18 protein-coding genes are annotated in these 18911 nt (G+C 65.2%); 10 read left to right on the top strand and 8 right to left on the bottom strand.

Features of this window, described 5'->3' with window-relative positions; genetic code table 11:
• Positions 1-328 precede the first annotated feature (328 nt).
• Both TSA1_RS01820 and gyrA read left to right on the top strand, forming a co-directional pair.
• A complete protein-coding gene (locus tag TSA1_RS01820; protein ID WP_100174836.1) occupies positions 329-826 on the top strand; it encodes a single-stranded DNA-binding protein in 498 nt (165 codons plus the stop codon).
• A gap of 357 nt (positions 827-1183) precedes the next feature.
• Positions 1184-3928 (top strand): DNA gyrase subunit A, encoded by a 2745-nt coding sequence (gene gyrA, locus TSA1_RS01815; RefSeq protein ID WP_100174835.1) that lies wholly within the window; start codon positions 1184-1186, stop codon positions 3926-3928.
• 106 nt (positions 3929-4034) lie between these two features.
• On the opposite strand, the gene TSA1_RS01810 is transcribed toward gyrA, so the two are convergent.
• Together TSA1_RS01810 and TSA1_RS01805 are read right to left on the bottom strand one after the other, a co-directional pair.
• Positions 4035-5888: a potassium transporter Kup gene (locus tag TSA1_RS01810; protein WP_100180920.1), complete on the bottom strand. Its 1854-nt coding sequence runs from the start codon at positions 5886-5888 to the stop codon at positions 4035-4037.
• A gap of 203 nt (positions 5889-6091) precedes the next feature.
• Positions 6092-6349: a hypothetical protein gene (locus tag TSA1_RS01805; protein WP_100174834.1), complete on the bottom strand. Its 258-nt coding sequence runs from the start codon at positions 6347-6349 to the stop codon at positions 6092-6094.
• A 257-nt stretch (positions 6350-6606) separates the two neighbouring features.
• Between TSA1_RS01805 and coaD the strand changes: the two genes are divergently transcribed.
• From coaD to queA, 5 genes are all read left to right on the top strand, one after another.
• The gene (gene coaD, locus TSA1_RS01800; RefSeq protein WP_100174833.1) at positions 6607-7104 is read left to right on the top strand and encodes a pantetheine-phosphate adenylyltransferase; all 498 of its coding nucleotides are present in this window, start codon (positions 6607-6609) and stop codon (positions 7102-7104) included.
• A 36-nt stretch (positions 7105-7140) separates the two neighbouring features.
• The gene (locus TSA1_RS01795; protein ID WP_100174832.1) at positions 7141-7704 is read left to right on the top strand and encodes a peptidylprolyl isomerase; all 564 of its coding nucleotides are present in this window, start codon (positions 7141-7143) and stop codon (positions 7702-7704) included.
• Positions 7705-7713: 9 nt separating this feature from the next.
• Positions 7714-8139: a hypothetical protein gene (locus tag TSA1_RS01790; RefSeq protein ID WP_100174831.1), complete on the top strand. Its 426-nt coding sequence runs from the start codon at positions 7714-7716 to the stop codon at positions 8137-8139.
• The gene (locus TSA1_RS01785) at positions 8136-8600 is read left to right on the top strand and encodes a peptidylprolyl isomerase (RefSeq protein ID WP_100174830.1); all 465 of its coding nucleotides are present in this window, start codon (positions 8136-8138) and stop codon (positions 8598-8600) included. Before TSA1_RS01790 ends, TSA1_RS01785 begins: the two co-directional genes overlap by 4 nt.
• Positions 8601-8720: 120 nt before the next feature.
• Positions 8721-9794, top strand: a complete 1074-nt coding sequence (queA, locus tag TSA1_RS01780) for a tRNA preQ1(34) S-adenosylmethionine ribosyltransferase-isomerase QueA (protein WP_100174829.1) — start codon at positions 8721-8723, stop codon at positions 9792-9794.
• Positions 9795-9891: 97 nt separating this feature from the next.
• Here the strand turns inward: queA and TSA1_RS01775 are convergent, their stop codons facing one another.
• From TSA1_RS01775 to TSA1_RS01760, 4 genes are all read right to left on the bottom strand, one after another.
• Positions 9892-10929: an aspartate-semialdehyde dehydrogenase gene (locus tag TSA1_RS01775; protein WP_100174828.1), complete on the bottom strand. Its 1038-nt coding sequence runs from the start codon at positions 10927-10929 to the stop codon at positions 9892-9894.
• 238 nt (positions 10930-11167) lie between these two features.
• On the bottom strand, positions 11168-11770 hold the full coding sequence (locus tag TSA1_RS01770) for a PepSY domain-containing protein (protein WP_174718693.1): 603 nt from the start codon (positions 11768-11770) through the stop codon (positions 11168-11170).
• A gap of 252 nt (positions 11771-12022) precedes the next feature.
• Complete coding sequence (locus TSA1_RS01765) at positions 12023-12763, bottom strand: TetR/AcrR family transcriptional regulator (protein ID WP_100180917.1); 741 nt, start codon at positions 12761-12763, stop codon at positions 12023-12025.
• A 135-nt stretch (positions 12764-12898) separates the two neighbouring features.
• Complete coding sequence (locus TSA1_RS01760; RefSeq protein ID WP_100180918.1) at positions 12899-14032, bottom strand: patatin-like phospholipase family protein; 1134 nt, start codon at positions 14030-14032, stop codon at positions 12899-12901.
• A gap of 261 nt (positions 14033-14293) precedes the next feature.
• Between TSA1_RS01760 and tgt the strand changes: the two genes are divergently transcribed.
• On the top strand, positions 14294-15439 hold the full coding sequence (gene tgt, locus TSA1_RS01755; protein ID WP_100174827.1) for a tRNA guanosine(34) transglycosylase Tgt: 1146 nt from the start codon (positions 14294-14296) through the stop codon (positions 15437-15439).
• Between the two features lie 12 nt (positions 15440-15451).
• Here the strand turns inward: tgt and TSA1_RS01750 are convergent, their stop codons facing one another.
• Positions 15452-15670: a hypothetical protein gene (locus TSA1_RS01750; RefSeq protein WP_100174826.1), complete on the bottom strand. Its 219-nt coding sequence runs from the start codon at positions 15668-15670 to the stop codon at positions 15452-15454.
• A gap of 224 nt (positions 15671-15894) precedes the next feature.
• On the opposite strand from TSA1_RS01750, the gene cysK reads away from it, so the two are divergent.
• Positions 15895-16872, top strand: coding sequence for a cysteine synthase A (gene cysK, locus TSA1_RS01745; RefSeq protein WP_100174825.1), 978 nt, complete (start codon positions 15895-15897; stop codon positions 16870-16872).
• A 3-nt stretch (positions 16873-16875) separates the two neighbouring features.
• The gene (locus TSA1_RS01740; protein WP_100174824.1) at positions 16876-17118 is read left to right on the top strand and encodes a BrnA antitoxin family protein; all 243 of its coding nucleotides are present in this window, start codon (positions 16876-16878) and stop codon (positions 17116-17118) included.
• A gap of 235 nt (positions 17119-17353) precedes the next feature.
• Here the strand turns inward: TSA1_RS01740 and TSA1_RS01735 are convergent, their stop codons facing one another.
• Entirely contained in the window at positions 17354-18784 is a 1431-nt protein-coding gene (locus TSA1_RS01735) for a caspase family protein (protein ID WP_100174823.1), read from the bottom strand.
• Positions 18785-18911 lie beyond the last annotated feature (127 nt).

Here is an 18911-nt window from a genome sequence, read left to right as displayed (position 1 = left end):
TTGATGCGCCCGGAGCGTGTGCCGTGCGCGTCGCCAGCGGGGCTCGCTCGCCCGGTTGAAAATGAGAGGCCGGTGACGACATCATCGTTCCGCCGGCGTCACGAACGATTGCGCCACCAGCCTTTATTCGGTGGATTCCCGAAAAGAACAAATCTGGAACATGGCGCGGGTCGATGCTATATGTGGGGATAACCTTGGGGGTGACGGGCTGAGCGGCGCCCGCAAGCGTATAGGGTCGCCTCAACAGGGCGGCAGAGGAAGGCGGGCAGCGCGCCCGGCCTTTAAATTTCGGCCTTTAGATCAGTGGCATTCGGAGTGGAGAGCGGCGATGGCGGGAAGCGTCAACAAGGTCATTCTGGTTGGAAATCTCGGCAAGGATCCTGAAATCCGCCGCACCCAGGACGGGCGGCCGATTGCGAATTTGAGCATCGCCACCTCGGAGACCTGGCGTGACAAGAACACCGGCGAGCGCAAGGAGAAGACCGAGTGGCATCGCGTCGTGATCTTCAATGAGGGCCTCTGCAAGGTCGCCGAGCAGTACTTGAAGAAGGGCGCGAAGGTTTACATCGAGGGCGCGCTGCAGACCCGCAAATGGACCGACCAGAGCGGCGTCGAGAAGTACTCGACCGAGGTCGTGCTGCAGGGCTTCAACTCGACCCTGACCATGCTCGACGGCCGTGGCGGCGGCGGTGGAGGCGGCAGCTTCGGCGACGAGCCGGGCGGTGATTTCGGCTCCTCCGGCCCCGTCAGCAGCGCGCCGCGCCGTCCCGTTGCCGCCGGCGGCGGTGGCCGCAACAGCGACATGGACGACGATATCCCGTTCTGAGGACGGATCGGGCGATGAGGAGGGCGCGGCCGGGTTGAGCGGCCCCTTCCATGTCGTGTCAGCAAACCTTACTAATCGACGGGAAGGGCTCGGGATTCCGGGCCCTCTTCATGTTTGGGGTGAACTCGGATTGCGCCTTGCAAAGGTGACCGACGGGGGTCCTTGCGCGCGCGATTTGACGGGGCCGCAGAGGCGGTTTCGCAGGGCCGGTTCCAGGCTCATCCAGGATGCCCGCTGCAAGGCCTTAAGTTATTGGAAAAATAGACGGAAAAAGCGCTTCCAAGCTTCCGCCAAGGGTGGTTATCAGGGGCGCGATGCGTTATATGATTCCCAGACAAAAACTCACCGGATTCCCCCTTGGCTGACGACGACAACAAGCCCGGCGATCAGCCGGCGCAACCCTCGGACATTCGCCCCGTCTCCATCTACGAGGAGATGAAGAAGTCGTATCTCGATTACGCCATGAGCGTGATCGTGGCGCGTGCGCTGCCCGATGCCCGGGACGGTCTGAAGCCGGTGCATCGGCGCATCCTGTACTCGATGAACGAGCAGGGGCACACGCCCGACAAGAAGTACGTCAAGTCCGCCCGCGTGGTCGGCGACGTCATCGGTAAGTATCATCCGCACGGCGACCAGTCGATCTACGACGCCATGGTCCGCATGGCGCAGGACTTCTCGATGCGCGTGCCGCTGATCGACGGCCAGGGCAATTTCGGCTCGGTCGACGGCGATCCCGCGGCCGCCTATCGTTACACCGAAGCGCGCCTGACCAAGGCCGCGCTGGCGCTGCTGGCCGACATCGACAAGGACACCGTCGACTTCCAGCCCAACTACGACAACAACGAGACCGAGCCGTCGGTCCTGCCGGCCAAGTTCCCGAACCTTCTCGTCAACGGCGCCGGCGGCATCGCGGTCGGCATGGCCACCAACATCCCGCCGCACAATCTTGGCGAGGTCATCGACGCCTGCATCGCGCTGATCGACAACCCGGCGCTCACCATCGACGAGCTGATCAACATCGTGCCGGGACCGGATTTTCCGACCGGCGGCGTCATTCTCGGACGCGCGGGCATCCGCGCCGCCTATCATCTCGGCCGCGGCTCGGTCGTCATGCGCGGCAAGGTCGCGATCGAGACCATCCGCAAGGAGCGCGAGGCGATCATCATCACCGAGATTCCCTACCAGGTGAACAAGGCGACGATGGTCGAGCGCATCGCCGAGCTGGTGAAGGAAAAGAAGATCGAGGGCATCGGCGACCTCCGCGATGAATCCGACCGCGACGGCTACCGCGTCGTCATCGAGTTGAAGCGCGACGCCGTGCCGGATGTGGTGCTGAACCAGCTCTACAGGTTCACGCCGCTGCAGACCAGCTTCGGCGTCAACATGGTGGCGCTCGACAGCGGCCGTCCGCGGATCATGCATCTGAAGGACCTGCTGGCGATCTTCGTCGACTTCCGTGAACGGGTCGTCACGCGGCGCACCAAGTACCTGCTCGCCAAGGCGCGCGATCGCGCCCACATCCTGGTCGGTCTGGCGATCGCGGTCGCCAATATCGACGAGATGATCCGCGTCATTCGGACCTCGCCGGACCCAACCGCCGCCCGCGACACCCTGATGTCACGCGACTGGCCGGCCCGGGACGTCGAGGACATGCTGACGCTGATCGACGATCCCCGCCACCGCATCAGCGCGGACGGCACCATCCGGCTGTCGATGGAGCAGGCGAGGGCCATTCTCGATCTGCGCCTGCAGCGCCTCACGGCCCTCGGCCGCGAAGAAATCCGCGACGAGCTCGACAAGCTCGCCGGCGAGATCGCCGATTATCTCGACATCCTGCGCTCGCGCGAACGCGTGCTGACCATCATCAAGACCGAGCTCGCCGAGGTGAAGGCCGAGTTCGCCACGCCGCGCCGCACCGTCATCATCGAGCAGGAAGGCGAGGTCGAGGACGAGGACCTGATCCAGCGCGAGGACATGGTCGTCACCGTCTCCCACGCCGGCTACGTCAAGCGCGTGCCGCTGTCGGCCTATCGCGCCCAGCGCCGCGGCGGCAAGGGCCGCGCCGGCATGCAGACCCGCGACGAGGACTTCGTGTCACGTCTGTTCGTGGCGTCCACGCACACGCCGGTGCTGTTCTTCTCCTCGCGCGGCCAGGTCTACAAGGAGAAGGTCTGGCGGCTGCCGATGGCGGCTCCCAACGCGCGCGGCAAGGCGCTGATCAACATCCTGCCGCTGGAGCAGGGCGAGCGCATCACCACCATCATGCCGCTGCCCGAGGACGAATCGACCTGGGGCAATCTCGACGTGATGTTTGCCACGACCGGCGGCAACGTCCGACGCAACAAGCTGTCCGATTTCGTCGACGTCCGCCGCTCCGGCATCATCGCGATGAAGCTCGACGAGAATGAAGCCATCGTCGACGTGCAGATCTGCACCGAACGCGACGACGTGCTGCTGACCGCCGCCGGCGGTCAGTGCATCCGCTTCCCCGTCACCGACGTGCGCGTGTTCACCGGGCGCACCTCGATGGGCGTACGCGGCATTGCGCTCGGCGAAGGCGACAAGGTGATTTCGCTGGCGATCCTGCGCCACGTCGAGACCACCTCGGACGAGCGCTCGGCCTACCTGAAAATGCGCCGCGCGGTCGCCGGCGAAGCTGCGGCCGAAGAGCCGGCAGCGGATGCCGAGGCCGAAGAAACCTCGGGCAGCTTCCAGCTCCCGCAGGAGCGCTATGTCGAGATGTCGGCGGCCGAGCAGGTCGTGCTGACCGTCTCCGTCAACGGCTATGGCAAGCGGACCTCGTCCTACGAGTACCGCACCACGGGCCGCGGCGGCAAAGGCATCGTCGCCATGAGCGTCAACAACCGCAACGGCAACCTCGTTGCCTCGTTCCCGGTGGAGGATGCCGATCAGATCATGCTGGTCACCGACAAGGGCCAGCTGATCCGCTGCCCGGTCGAAGGCATCCGCATCGCCGGCCGCTCGACCCAAGGCGTGATCGTGTTCGACACCGCCGAGGACGAGCATGTGGTGTCGGTCGAGCACATCACGGAAGAGGCGGAGAGCGGGAACGGCGCGAATGGGGACTCGCACGGGGAGTGATCGGTCACTCCCCTCGTAGCCCGGATGGAGCGAAGCGAAATCCGGGGCTCTTACTTCAGGCGAGAATCCCGGATTGCGCTTCGCTCCATCCGGGCTACGAATCTCGCTAAATCTCCAGCTCCGTGCCGAACTCCACGACCTGCTTGGTCGGCACGCCGAAGAATGCGGCGGAGCGTTCGGCGTTGCGCTGGAGGAAGGCGAATACGCCTTCGCGCCAGACCCACATGCCCGGGACGTCCTCGCGCGGGATGATGGTCTCGCGTCCCACGTAATAGGTGATGTCTGAGAGGTCGATGCCGGGCAGCTTGCCTTGGCGGCAGACGAGGTTCAGTCCCTCGTAGATCGTCGGGTTCTGCATGAAGCCGTAATGCAGGATCACGCGGGTGATGCCGGGAATGATCTCGATCACTTCGGCGCGTTCCTCGTCGGGGACGTGCGGAAGCTCCTCGATCAGCACGGTGACCAGCAGCACGCGTTCGTGCAGCACGCGGTTGTGCTTGACGAACTGCGTCAGTGCGAGCGGCACGCCGCGCGGCGCGGAGGCCAGGAAGACGGCGGTCCCGGGCAACCTTGCGCTGCATTTGTTGACCGCGGTCTCGATCAGATCCTCCTCGGGCTGGCGCAGCCGGGCGCGCGCGGCCTCGACCAGCTTCACGCCGGCGCGCCAGGTCAGCATCAGGAAGGCGACGAGGCCGGCAAGCAGCAGCGGGAACCAGCCGCCCTCGAACAGCTTGACCGAGTTCGCCGAGAAGAAGATCAGATCGATCACGAAGAAGAAGCCGTTCACGGCAACGACAAGCCAGGGCGAGAAGCCCCACTGGATCGCGACCAGCGCGGCCAGCAGCGTCGTGATCGCCATCAGCAGCGAGACCGCGATGCCATAGGCGCCGGCAAGGGCGTCCGAGCTGCCGAAGCTCAGCACCGCCCCGAGCGTTGCGGCGGCGAGCAGCCAGTTCACCAGCGGCACGTAGATCTGGCCCATCGCGTCGCTCTGGGTGTGGCGGATCTGCATGCGCGGCAGGAAGCCGAGCTGGATCGATTGCTGGGTCAGCGAGAACACGCCGGAGATGATCGCTTGCGAAGCGATCACGGTCGCGACCGCAGAGAAGGCGACCAGCAGATAGTGCAGGGCGTCGGGGCAGAGCTGGAAGAACGGATTCTCGATCATCGTGGGATCGGTGATCAAGAGCGCGGCCTGGCCGAAATAGTTCAGCACCAGCGCAGGCAGGCAGATGGCGAACCAGGCGAGGCGGATCGGCAGGCGGCCGAAATGTCCCATGTCGGCATACATGGCCTCCCCCCCGGTCACCGCGAGGAAGGCCGCGCCGAGAATTCCGAAGGAGATATGGAAATCCTGATGGATCAGGAAATTGAACGCATAGAACGGGCTGAGCGCCGCCAGCACCGCCGGCGCCTTGACGATCCCGTGGATGCCGAGCGCGGCGAGCACGACGAACCAGGCCAGCATCACCGGTCCGAAGATGCGGCCGATGAAGCCGGTGCCCTGCTTCTGCATCATGAACAGGCCGATCAGGATGGCGACGGTCAGGGGCACCACGACGGGGGCCAGCGACGGCGCATCCACCTTGAGGCCCTCGATGGCTGAGAGCACGGAGATGGCCGGCGTGATCGCGCCGTCGCCATAAAGCAGGGCGGCGCCGATGAGGCCGACCACGAGGAGATGGGCGCGCCAGGTGCCGGGCTGGGCGTGGCGGGCGTGGAGCAGGGCGAGCAGCGCCACGATGCCGCCTTCGCCGCGGTTGTCGGCCCGCAGGATCAGCAGGGCATATTTCAGCGAGATGATCAGCAGCAGCGCCCAGAGGATCAGCGAGGCGACCCCGAGGACCGCGTCTTGAGTGAGCGTGCCGCCATGGGCAGCCGCCTTGGCGGCTTCCTTCAGGGCATAGAGCGGGCTGGTGCCGATATCGCCATAGACGACCCCGAGGGCGCCCATGGTCATGGTCAGCGGCAGCGGATCAGGATGGTGGCCGGAAGCGACTGCGGGCGTACTGGACAACGGCAACCCCCCGATGGGATCGCGCCCGACGGGCCATTCCGACGGGCGCGAACTTCTACGCAGTCTGCGACGGGACGTCGCAAATATCCATGGGGTCTTGGCTTGGGGTCAGCTTGGGGGAGCTGACGCGAACCTGACAGGTTCGGCTACGGGGTACGGTCGGCGGTCACGAGGCGCGCCTCGCGGACGTTCGCCTTGGTGCCGGCCTTGCGCAGGCACGAGGCCTCGAAATTCGGCCAGGCCTGCTGCGAGCAGTCCTTGCCGACGGCACGGATATCGAGCCGGTCGCTCTTGGCCAGCGGCTGCGGCACGCTGGCCTCGACGCTCGGGGCAAAGCCGGGCAGGAGGGTGAGGGCGGCGGCAACACACGCAGACAGAGCGATCGCTGAAAGAGCCTTGATCATTTGACAGTCCCCTGTGATGTGGCCGCCTACGCCCAGTGTGCGGCCCGTCATTCGTTGGCTGGATTAGTAACCATGGCCAGTTTCCGGACGTCTTCGCCGGCACGGGAAATGGTTTCGTATCCGCGCCCGTTTGTTTCGTGGCCGCCCTCAGGACGAAACAAACCGGCCATCGCCGACAGGGTCGGGGGTATTTGCCAGCGACGGCCGGGGAACCCGCCCGGCTTGCCGGGCCGGGCCGGGCGCGGTAGGAGGGGGCCATGCCGCGTATTGCCTTTTATCCCGGTTCCTTCGACCCCATCACCAACGGCCACCTCGACGTGGTCCGGCATAGCGCTTCGCTGTGCGACAGGCTCGTGGTCGCGATCGGGGTCCACCCCGGCAAGAAGCCGCTGTTCTCGACCGAGGAGCGGCTCAAGATGCTCCACGACGTCTGCGGGCCTGTGGCGGCCAAGGCCGGCTGCGTGCTCGAGGCCGTGACCTTTGACGATCTGTCGGTGGCGGCGGCGCGCAAGCATGGTGCGACGATCATGATTCGGGGCCTGCGTGACGGCACCGACCTCGACTACGAGATGCAGCTCGCCGGTATGAACGAGGCGATGGCGCCGGAGGTCCACACGGTCTTCCTGCCGGCCTCTCCGATGGTCCGCCCGATCACCGCCACTTTGGTGCGCCAGATCGCCGGCATGGGCGGGGACGTCTCGGCCTTCGTCCCGCCGCAGGTTGCGGCACAGCTCAAGGCAAAATTCGCCGGATAACGGCGCACGCTTTCTCTCATCTGATCCGGAGTTGTCATGATCCGAATTTTCGCAGTCCTTGCCGCGCTTGTGTTCGCGGTGCCGGCGGTGGCGCAGCAATTGCCGGCCAATCTCGACAAGGCCAACGCCATCGTCATCGACAGCACCAAGGGCCGCATCGTCATCAAGCTGCGCACCGACATCGCGCCCCAGCACGCCGAGCGCATCAAGCAGCTCGCGCGCGAGGGCTACTACAACAACGTGCCGTTCCACCGCGTCATGGACGGCTTCATGGCCCAGACCGGCGACGGCCAGAATTTCAACGGCACCGGCGGCTCGAAATATCCGAACCTGAAGCAGGAATTCTCCAAGGTGCATTTTGCCCGCGGCATCGTCGGCATGGCCCGGCGCGGCGACAGCGTCGACAGCGCCAACTCGCAATTCTTCATCATGTTCGCCGACGGTGGCAGCCTCGATGGCCAGTACACCGTGGTCGGCGAGGTCGTGCAGGGCATGGACGTCGTCGACAAGCTGAAGAAGGCACCTCCCGGCTCTCCCGGCGGCGCCGTGACCGACCCCGACAAGATGGTGAAGGTGCAGGTCGCCTCCGACATCAAATAGGTTGGGACCATGGCGCGCTGCGGTGACAAGCTCCTGCTGGTTGCCGCACTGCTGCTGTTCGGTGCCTCCGGCGCGGCCGCCGAGGATGGGCAGGTCAACACCATCCAGGACGTGTTCCGGCACCTGCGCACCTGCTGGAGACCGCCGCCGCCTTCCAAGGCGCGCCCCCTCGACATCACCGTCGTCGTGAGCTTTAACCGCTCCGGCGACATTCTGGGCCATCCGAGGATCTCCTATGAATCCCCGGAGGCCTCCGACAATGACCGGCTGCAATACCGGATCGCGGTGATGGAGGCGCTGCAACGCTGCACGCCGATGCCATTTACCGATGCAATGGCGGGCGCTGCCGCGGGACGTCCATTCGCGATCCAGTTCCGTAACCGCAAAACGTCACCCGACAAGACTTCACCTCCAACGCAAGAGAGACGAGCATGAGCGTCACCGAAAACACCCTGATCCTCGAGACCACCCAGGGCCCCGTCACCATCGAGATGCGCCCTGATCTCGCGCCCGGCCACGTCGCGCGCATCAAGGAGCTGGTTCGCGAAGGCTTCTACGACGGCATCGTGTTCCACCGCGTGATCGAGGGCTTCATGGCGCAGACCGGCTGCCCGCACGGCACCGGCACCGGCGGCTCCGGCAAGAAGCTGAAGGCCGAGTTCAACAAGGAGCCGCATGTGCGCGGCACCACCTCGATGGCGCGCGCCGCCAGCCCCGATTCCGGCGACAGCCAGTTCTTCATCTGCTTCGACGACGCGCGCTTCCTCGACAACCAGTACACGGTGTGGGGCAAGGTCACCGACGGCATGGAGAACGTCGACAAGATCAAGCGTGGCGAGCCGGTGCAGAATCCCGACAAGATCGTCAAGGCGCGGATGGCGGCTGACGCTGAGTAATCACCCGTCATTCCGGGGCGCGCCTTGGCGCGAACCCGGAATCTCGCGCCACAATTTCGGGATTCCGGATCGCCGCGCCTGTTGCGCGACGTCCGGAATGACTGTGGTGGTAAGTCGCGCATGCGCACTGACCTCTTCGATTTCGACCTGCCTGCCGAGCGCATCGCGTTGCGCCCGGCGAGCCCACGCGACTCCGCGAAGATGCTGGTCGTCGAGGGCGGCGTGCTGCGCGACCAGACCATCGCCGACCTGCCGCAATGGCTGCGGCCCGGTGACCAGCTCGTCGTCAACGACACCAAGGTGATCGCGGCGCAGCTGAAGGGCCGCCGCATCGGCCGCGAGACCGAGCCGAAGATCGAGGCGACGCTGATCAAGCGGCTCGACGGCTCGCGCTGGCAGGCGCTGGTGAAGCCCGCCAAGAAGCTCGTCGCCGGCGATCGCATCCGCTTCGGCAACGAAGGCAAGGTCTGCCTGCTCGGCCATCTCGACGCCGAGGTCGAGGCCAAGGGCCTTGAGGGCGAGGTGACGCTGTCGTTCTCGTTCCATGGCCCGGCGCTGGACCAGGCCATCGCCGATCTCGGCAGCCCGCCGCTGCCGCCCTACATCGCCTCCAAGCGCACGCCGGACGACCAGGATCTCGCCGACTACCAGACCATGTTCGCCGCGAACGAAGGCGCGGTCGCAGCGCCGACCGCGGGGTTGCATTTCACCCCGGCACTGGAGCAGGCGCTGCGCGACCGCGGCGTCGGCATCAACCGCGTGACGCTGCATGTCGGGGCAGGGACGTTCCTGCCGGTGAAGGTGGACGATACCGACGGGCACAAGATGCATGCCGAGTGGGGCACGATCTCGGCCGAGACCGCGGAGCGTCTCAACAATGCCAGAAGGAATGGCGGCCGCATCGTCGCGGTCGGCACCACGTCATTGCGCCTGCTCGAGAGCGCGGCGCGCGAGGACGGCACGATCGAGCCGTTCGCGGCCGAAACAGCGATCTTCATCACGCCCGGCTATCGCTTCCGCGCGGTCGATATTCTGATGACGAATTTTCATCTGCCGAAGTCGACGTTGTTCATGCTGGTGTCGGCATTCTCCGGCCTGGAGACGATGAAACGAGCCTATGCGCACGCGATCGCGAATGGCTATCGCTTCTATTCGTATGGCGATGCGTGCCTGTTGTTTCGGGCGGTGCCGTAGGGTGGGTTAGCCGCAAGGCGTAACCCACCACTTCTGCCTCTGCGGATGCGAAAGAGGTGGGTTACGCTGCGCTAACCCACCCTACGCATGTCACGCGTTACGCCATCACTCGCTGCGGCAGCAGCTCCGCGATCTGCACCGCGTTCAGCGCTGCACCCTTGAGCAGCTGATCGGCCGCCACGAACATCGAAATCGAATGCCCTGAGGGGTCGCTGAGGTCCTTGCGGATGCGGCCGACCAGGACGTCGTCCTGGCCCGAGGCGTCGATCGGCATCGGGAAGTAGTTCCTGGCGCGATCGTCAACGACCTTCACGCCGGGCGCCCGGGCCATGATGGCGCGGACCTGGTCCTCGGTGATCTCCCTCTCGCATTCGAAGGTGATGGCCTCGCAATGCGCGCGCAGCACCGGCACGCGGACGCAGGTGACACCGATGGCGATCCTGTCGTCCTCGAAGATCTTGCGGGTCTCCTTGATGACCTTGGTTTCTTCGTCGTTGTAGCCGGTCTCCGGGTGGACGGCGGTGTTGTGGTTGAAGAGATTGAAGGCGTAGGGGTGCGGCATCACCTTGGGCGCATAGACCTGCCCGTTGAGATTGGCGCGGGTGGATTCGACCAGTTCCTCCATCGCGGCGGCGCCGGCGCCGGAAGCTGCCTGGTAGGTCGAGATGATGACGCGCTTGATGCGGTTCTTCTGGTGGATCGGCCAGAGCGGCACCAGCGCGGTGATCGCTGCACAGTTCGGATTGGCGATGATGCCCTTGTGATCCCTGATGCGGTTCGCGTTGATCTCGGGGATCACCAGCGGCACGTTCGGGTCCATGCGGAAGGCGGAGGAGTTGTCGACAACGACCGCGCCCGACTTGACCGCGATCGGTGCATACTTCTTCGAGATGCTGCCGCCGGCGGAGAACAGGGCGATGTCGACGCCCTCGAAGGAACGCTCGGTCAGCTCCTCGATCACGACCGGCTGGCCCCGGAACGATACCGTCTTGCCGGCGGAGCGAGCGCTGGCGAGCGCCTTGAGCTTGCCGACGCGAAAGCCGCGCTTGTCCATGGTGGCGATGAATTCGGCGCCCACCGCACCGGTGACGCCGACAATCGCGACGACGGGATCGTTACTCACTTTGTCCTCCATTGCATTTGGAATTCAGACAACAAAAAAGCCCCGGACCATCATGGGCGGGGCTTCGGTAGAGTGGATTGCGTTCTAGTCGACGACTACGCGCGCACGCCTCCCCGGGCCCCTGAGGCCGTGGTGGTTTTGGTCGTGCGTTTGGTGGTCGTGAACATGGCGGCGACTTATGGGCGAGAGTCTTGCGCCCGTCAATGGCTTTTCGGCCCGGTCGGCCCCGGGAGGGCCGCTGGGGGGACCGCTATCGAGGCCGCGCGCCCGGCGGCTCCAGGGTGACCTCCTTGAGGTCGTCGCCGCTGACGACGACGATCGAAAAGTTCAGCCGGCCGCGTTCGCGCACCAGCCCGCCGCTGATCGCCTTGCCCGAGGCCGCGTGCTCGGCGACGCGGACGGCATCGGCGAGCCGATGCCTGATCGCGCTCAAGGCTGCGAGATTGCTGCGATCGTCGTGGTCGAGCTCGCTCAGGGGCAGGGCGGCTTCCCCGCCGACAAGCTCGCCGGTCGCGGCATTGATGGTGTGGCGCCAGATCCGGTCGTTGTGCACGGTCTTCACCCGATACACCGGCACACCGGAGCCGCCGTCAAAGCTCACGTCCGCCGTCGTGGCGCCGGCATGGCGGGCTTCCGCAATCGCCATGGCCTGGCTGATCGAGATCGACGAGCTGCGGAATCGTTCGATCTCGCGGCTGACGGCCTGGCGGTCGGCCTCGGCGTCACCATCTGTGTCGCTGTGCAGGGCGGTCGGCGTGCCCGTGGTTACAGTTGCCTCTGCCGGTGCGGCGATGAGCAGCAAGGGCAAGGCGATCGCAAGCAGTTGCGAGGTCCGTCGTTTGGCAGTCGTCATGCTCGAAACCCTCGGCCAGCGAGTGTGCCGGATGATCGTAAAGAATTCGCGGCCGACCTTGGGCAAAGGCCGGCCGCGGAACGCCGTGGCGGGCTGCACCCGCCGCGGCGATCTTGGTGATGCGGGCCTCCTTTGGGGCTGGTGAAAAAGCGGTCCGCATCGCCTTATAACTAAACCGTACCGTATCGTTTTATTTCGGTCAATGGCGTCGCGCCTTTCCCGATGGGGATAGATCGTGCGTTCACGGAATTGTCAGCGGGAGGGACGGCGGCGCTGCACGGCTTTGGTGTTCTGGACGCGGTCGGCAGGTCCCAGCGCGCCGGCCAGGAACAGCTTGATCGCCGCGCGTGTGCGCTTTTCGGCGGTCTTGATGTCGAGAGCCGTTCCGAACGTCGCCATGCGGTGGGTGTGACCGACGACCACGTCGAGAAACACCTCGGCTGCAATGGTGGTGTCCTCGACGTCGAGTGCGCCTTGCGCCACCAGATGGTCGAAGAAGCGCGCGGTGGTGGCGACGGCCTTGAGCCAGCCTTCCTCCTTGCCGAGCTTGGCGACGTCGGGGAAGTTGATGGCCTGCGCCGTCATCATGCGGCTGAAGGCGACGGCATCGGGCCCGCAAGTGAAGGTCAGCATCTCGCGCCCGATCTCGATCAGCCGCTGCTCGACCGGGATATCCGAGGCGCTGGAGAGTTGCGTCTCGGCGGCCGCCGAGAGCGGCGCGAGCCAGCGCGCGATCTCCCGCCTCAGCACCGCGGCAAACAGGCCGCGCTTGTCGCCGTAGCGTGCATAGACGGTGGGCTTGCTCACCCGGGCCGCTTCCGCGACCGCGTCGAGCGAGGTCGCGTCGAAGCCGCGATCAAGGAACAGGCGGGTGGCGACCTCGATCAGCCGCTGGTCGCGCTCGATGGCGGCTGACTTCGTTGGCCGGCCGCCGCGGGATTTCGGCACCTCGCGCCGCGGCGCTGCCGGTCTCCTGGTCGCAGTCAATCCCATGCCCAATGATTCCTGCGCGTTTCCGATCGTCGTCATTCGCTCTATATCGCGCAGGAGCCGAAGCGTCATCGCGAATCTGGCCGAATTGGCCGTATCGTCAACGGTTTCGGCAGGGGCTCGTTCCTCGATTTGAGGTCACGGCACCGTGGAAGTCCAGGCCTGACCGGACGCGGCCTTGTCATATCCGTATTGGTAGAGCGCACGCATATAGGCGGTGTCGAACCCCTCCGACGGCGGCGCCGGATACTCGCGCGCGATGTAGGAGAGATGAAAGCCGAGATGGTTTCGCTTGGCGAAATCATAGGTCGAGAAGATGATCGAGCGTGTCTGCGACTGGGTGATCGCCGACAGGCTGCGCGAGGCGACGTCGATGGTGCCGTTGGAGACGAGCTCGAAGTTGCGTTCGATCTTCTTGTTGACGAGGATGTAGATGTCCATCTTCGCACTGCCCGCCAGCCGGCTGCCCTGGAATAGCAGGGCTTCCGGCAGCGTCAGCACCGGTGCGGTCACGCCGCCGTCGACATGCATCTCCTGAAATTTGCGGCCCTGGCCCTCGGCATCGATCATGATCGGCGGGAACACCAGGGGAATGCTGGCGGAGGCCGCCATGACGTCGCGAAACAGCTTGAGCGCCTCGGGCGTGCCGACGGCGGCGATCTTGCCCATGTCCCAGATCGCGGTGCGCTGGGTGTCGAGGTCGGTCGTCACCACCAGCAGCTTTCGCCCCTTGGCATTCTCGCGCGCGACCTGCGCCATGATCTCCGGCCCGACATAGCGGGCGACCAGCTCGCGCAGCCTTGTGTTGCCGAACAGGCCGGATCCGAACAGCACGCGCATGATGCTGGGATCGTTGAGCAGGCTCTCCGCGATGCCGCTGGTGTAGACCTCCTTCAGCGTGTCGTCATATTGCGAGCCGAGAAACGCGAACGGCGCGATCAGGCCGCCGGTGCTGACGCCCGAGACGACGGAGAAGGTGGGACGGGTTCTGGCCGCGGTCCAGCCGTTGAGAACGCCGACGCCGTAGGCGCCATCGGCGCCGCCGCCGGAGAGCGCCAGATAGGACTTCGTCGCGGTGCCGCTGTCCTTCTCGAAGCTGAATTTCGTGATGGGATCGTCGGCGTAGCGCCTGAGGCCGTCGATATCGAGCACGCGCGATGTGCTGGCTTCTGCGGCCGTATAGGGCGTGCGGGGCAGGGAGGTGCAGGCGCCGAGCGCCAGGCCGCAGGTCAGGACCAGGATTCCAGCGAGGCGGCCGCCGGTCTGCCTGATCCAGTCACGGGAGCGGCCAAAGACGTCAATCGAACACGAAGGGAGGGGCACGGTGGCTGGCGATCACACTTTTGCAGCCGACGGCAACGTTCGCCGCGGCATTCGTCCAGCCCCGGATAAAACTATACTGTATCGTTTTGTTTAACAAGGGCGACGGTGCGGAGATCCGCCGCGATTGTGTCCCAGTCTGAGGCACAAGCCGGCTTGGCGCATGGCCGGGGCGGGTTGATCGACCTCGTCTGACACGCAATAAGCACCGCCATGACTCCCGACAACGATCTTCCCAATCACTTTGAGTTGCTCGCCACCGACGGTGCCGCCCGCACCGGACGCCTGACCACACCGCATGGCGTGGTAAGGACGCCGGCCTTCATGCCGGTCGGCACCGCCGGTGCCATGAAGGGCATGCACTGGCGCGAGGTGCGCGATGCCGGTGCCGACATCGTGCTCGGCAACACCTATCATCTGATGCTGCGCCCGAGCGCCGAGCGGATCGCAGCGCTCGGCGGCCTGCAGAAGTTCACCGGCTGGAACGGGCCGATGCTGACGGATTCCGGCGGCTTCCAGGTGATGTCGCTGTCGGATCTGCGCAAGGTCACCGAGAACGCCGTCACCTTTCGCTCGCATATCGACGGTGCCAAGGTCGAGCTGTCGCCGGAGCGCTCGATCGAGGTGCAGCGCCTGCTCGGCTCTGACATCGCCATGCAGATGGACGAGTGCGTGCGGCTGCCGGCCGAGCGCGCCGACATCGAGCGTGCGATGCAGTTGTCGCTGCGCTGGGCCGAGCGCTCAAAGCGCGCCTTCGAGAGCGCGCCCGACGGCTACATGCTGTTCGGGATCGTGCAGGGCGGCGACGTGCCGCAGCTTCGTCATGCGAGTGCGCAGGGCCTGGTCGCGACCGGCTTCCACGGCTACGCGATCGGCGGCCTCGCGGTCGGCGAGCCGCAGGCGGTGATGCTGGCCATGATCGACGAGACCGCGCCGCTGCTGCCGAAGGAGCGCCCCCGCTATCTGATGGGCGTCGGCACGCCCGACGATATCCTCGAAGCCGTGAAGCGCGGCATCGACATGTTCGATTGCGTGATGCCGACGCGCAATGGCCGGCACGGCGTCGCCTTCACGCGCTTCGGACAGGTGAATTTGCGCAATGCGCGCCACGCCGACGATCCGCGTCCGCTCGACGAGGAGAGCTCGTGGCCGTCGGCGCGCACCTACGCGCGCGCCTATCTGCACCATCTCGTCAAGGCCGGCGAGACGCTGGGAGCGATGCTGCTGTCCGAAATCAATATCGCCTACTACCAGTTCCTGATGCAGGGCATCAGGGACGCGATTGCGCACGGAAGGTTCGACGAGTTCTATCAGCGGACGCGCGAGGACTGGGCGAGGGGCGATATCGCCCCGCGCTAGGTCAATCAAGGATCAATTGCACACGATCCGCTGCTTGACGGCATGCTTGGTGACGAAGCCGTAGCCGCAATTGTCGCAAGTCCAGAGATAGCTGATCACGTGGTCCGAGACGTAGGCAGATGCTTCGGCTGCGACCATGGAGTCGGCGCAGACGGGACAGGTCGGCAACTCGCTGCAACGCGGATCACGCCTTAGCGTTACGGTCGACATCACTTCAGCAACTGCTGACATCGTGGTGACCTCCCTGCTTTGAGACCTAAGTCTAACATAAGCAGAATCAGTTGACGAGGTCGCAACACAAATGCGTTGGTTTTCTGCTAATTAAAGCTCACGCGATTTTGCGATGCAGCGTATTTAACATGTACCGCATTGTCGCTTGCGTGTCGTCGCAGGCTGTCCGTAATTGCGCATTGAGCTGCGTAAGAAGCGCAAATTGTCGCCACAGGGAGTTCATCATGGACGCATCGTCCACCACGGGTGCAGCGCACCAACCCGGCCGCGGCCGGATCTATGACTCGATCGTCGACGCCTTCGGCAATACGCCGATCGTGCGGTTGCGCCGGCTGCCCGGCATGCACGGCGTGAATGCGACGATTCTGGCAAAACTTGAATATTTCAATCCCGCCGCAAGCGTGAAGGACCGCATCGGTGCGGCCATGATCATCGCGATGGAGAAGGCGGGTATCCTCAAGCCGGACACCGTGCTGATCGAGCCGACCTCCGGCAATACCGGCATCGCGCTCGCCTTCGTGGCGGCCTCGCGCGGCTACCGGCTCAAGCTGGTGATGCCGGAATCGATGTCGATCGAGCGGCGCAAGATGCTGGCCTTTCTCGGCGCCGAGCTGGTGCTGACACCGGCGGCGCAGGGCATGAAGGGCGCGATCGCCGCCGCCGAGGAGCTGTTGAAGACGACGCCGAACTCGGTGATGCCGCAGCAGTTCAAGAACCTCGCCAATCCCGAGGTGCACCGTCGAACCACCGCGGAGGAGATCTGGAACGACACCGGCGGTAATATCGATGTCTTCGTCGCCGGCGTCGGCACCGGCGGCACGATCACGGGCGTCGGCCAGGTGCTCAAGCCGCGCAAACCGTCGTTGCGGGTGGTGGCGGTCGAGCCGGAAGAGAGCCCGGTGCTGTCGGGCGGCCAGCACACGCCGCACAAGATCCAGGGCATCGGCGCCGGCTTCGTGCCTGACATTCTCGACCGCTCGGTGATCGACGAGATCGTCAAGATCAATTCGACGACGGCGATCGAGACCTCGCGCGCGCTGGCGCGGCATGAGGGCATTCCCGGCGGCATTTCCTCGGGCGCGGCGATCGCGGCTGCGCTCGAGATCGGCAAGCGGCCGGAAGCGGCAGGAAAAACCATCCTGGCTATAGTGCCGTCCTTCTCCGAGCGGTATCTTTCGACGGCTTTGTTTGAGGGAATCTAGGACATGGCGGATCAACCACCGAGGCGGCCACGTACGCTCGGCGATGCCAGGACCGAAGCCGAGGCGGCATTCAAGAAGGTGACGGCGAAGGTCGCCGCCGCGCCGCCCAAGCAGAACGTGGCGCCGGGGATCAAGGAGCAGGTCACGCTGCGGATCGATCAGGACGTGCTGGAGTTCTTCCAGGAAGGCGGCCCCGGCTGGCAGGACCGTATCAACGAGGCGCTGCGCAAGGCGGCTGGGAAGTAGGCTCCAGGACTCGTCGCACCAGCGGCGCTCCCCGCGGGCTATGACATCCGCCTGGGGCGCAGCTCTATCCCTGTCATTGCGAGGAGCTCTTGCGACGAGGCAATCCAGGCTGCCGCTGCGCAGAGACTCTGGATTGCTTCGCTGCGTTCGCAATGACGGCGTACGCTGCAACCTCGTCGTACCAAAGAAAAAGCCCGGCGCGAGCCGGGCTTTTGTGTTTTCGGGCTCGCTCGGCTCAGCGGCGGAACATGCCGCCCATCATGCCGCCGACGACGCCGCCGACGAAGGCCGCACCGGCGGCATCGCCGGGATTGCTGCGGTGTTGCGGAGCCGGCGCAGGCGCGCTGCTCTGGGGAGCGGTGGCGGCACGGCGAGCCGGCTTCTGGCTGGTGTCGCTCGCCGTCGCCGGGGCAGCCACGACTTCCGAGAGCAAGGCCTTGTGCTGGTTCTTATTGAGGTAGCCCGATGAGGGATAGCCCCGTGCAGCCTGCCAGCGCTTGATCACGCCACGGGTCTCGTCGCTGAACACGCCGGTTTGCTTGGTGTCGAAGCCGAGCCCGCTGAGGCGGCGCTGCACGTCGCGGCGTCCCGTCTTGTCGAGGCCGATCTGGTCCTCGGTGAGCTGGGTAGCCTCATCGGTGAACGTCGCAGGATCGACCCCGGCGTTGAGCGTGCGGGTCGCGGTCGAGGGGCCGCTCTTGATCGCCGCGAGGCGGGCCAGCGCCAGCGCCTTGAACTGGCCGTTCGGATAGGCCGAGAGATAGGCGTTGAGCTCTTCCGGCTTGTTCGACTCCTTCACCGAGCGCCAGTATTCGAGCTCGACGCCGTCCGAGCCGCCGGTCGCCGCCGGCACGATGCCGGTCGCGGTCGGGGCTGCGTTGGCGACCTGCGTCGTCGGAGCCTGGTTGAGATAGACGGAGCCGGTCAGGTTGGTATGGCCCCAGGGCAGCTGACCCTTGCGGGTCTCTTCATTGACCTGGGCACGCACCGACGTCATCGCCTGCTGGATCTCGACGCCGGGCTTGGTGATGTTGTCGATCAGCGCGCGGGTGAATGGGCTGTTGTTGCCTTCCTGACCGTCGAGCGCGGTCTGGCCGGGGCCGGTGGCGAACGCGATCAGGGTGCCTTCGCCGGACTTCATCTCGGCGAGACCGCTCTGCACGTTGACGCTGCGGGTCGCCGAGTTCGACTTGATCTTGGCGGCGAACGGATTGTCGCGGCAGGCATCGAGGAAGACGAGCTTGACCTTGGCATCGCCCATGGTCTGCTCGAGCGTCAGGTCGATGTTGATGGCGGCGCCCAGCTTGACGTCCATCTCCGACTTGATGTCGGCATCGACAGGCAGCAGGTAATTGGTGCCGCTGACGGCGATGCCGTGGCCGGCATAATAGAACAGCGCGATGTCGGAGCCTTGCGCCTTGCGGCCGAAATCGAGCAGCTTCTCCGTCATCTGGTCGCGGCTGAGATTGGAGCCTTCGATCACCTCGAAGCCGACATTGCGCAGCGTCGACGCCATCGCCTTGGCGTCGATCGGCGGGTTCGGCAATTGCGCGACGTTCTTGTAGGAGCCGTTGCCGACGACGAAGGCGACGCGACGGTCAGCCTTCGCGGCACTGACCGACAGTGCGATGCACATCAGCGATGCGAGGAGGGTGAGATAGCGCATTCTGAAATCCCCAGAATCGAATTGCAGGCAGCATCAGATCGGCAACGAACGTACACGAAGTGCCCGACGTCGTGCCACCAAAACGGCAGACCGTTGCGTTCAACCCGCTGCTGTGTGGCCGAATGTG

Origin of the sequence: Bradyrhizobium nitroreducens, from assembly GCF_002776695.1 — a bacterium.
Taxonomy (GTDB): domain Bacteria; phylum Pseudomonadota; class Alphaproteobacteria; order Rhizobiales; family Xanthobacteraceae; genus Bradyrhizobium; species Bradyrhizobium nitroreducens.
This window is presented reverse-complemented; position numbering and strand designations above follow the sequence as displayed.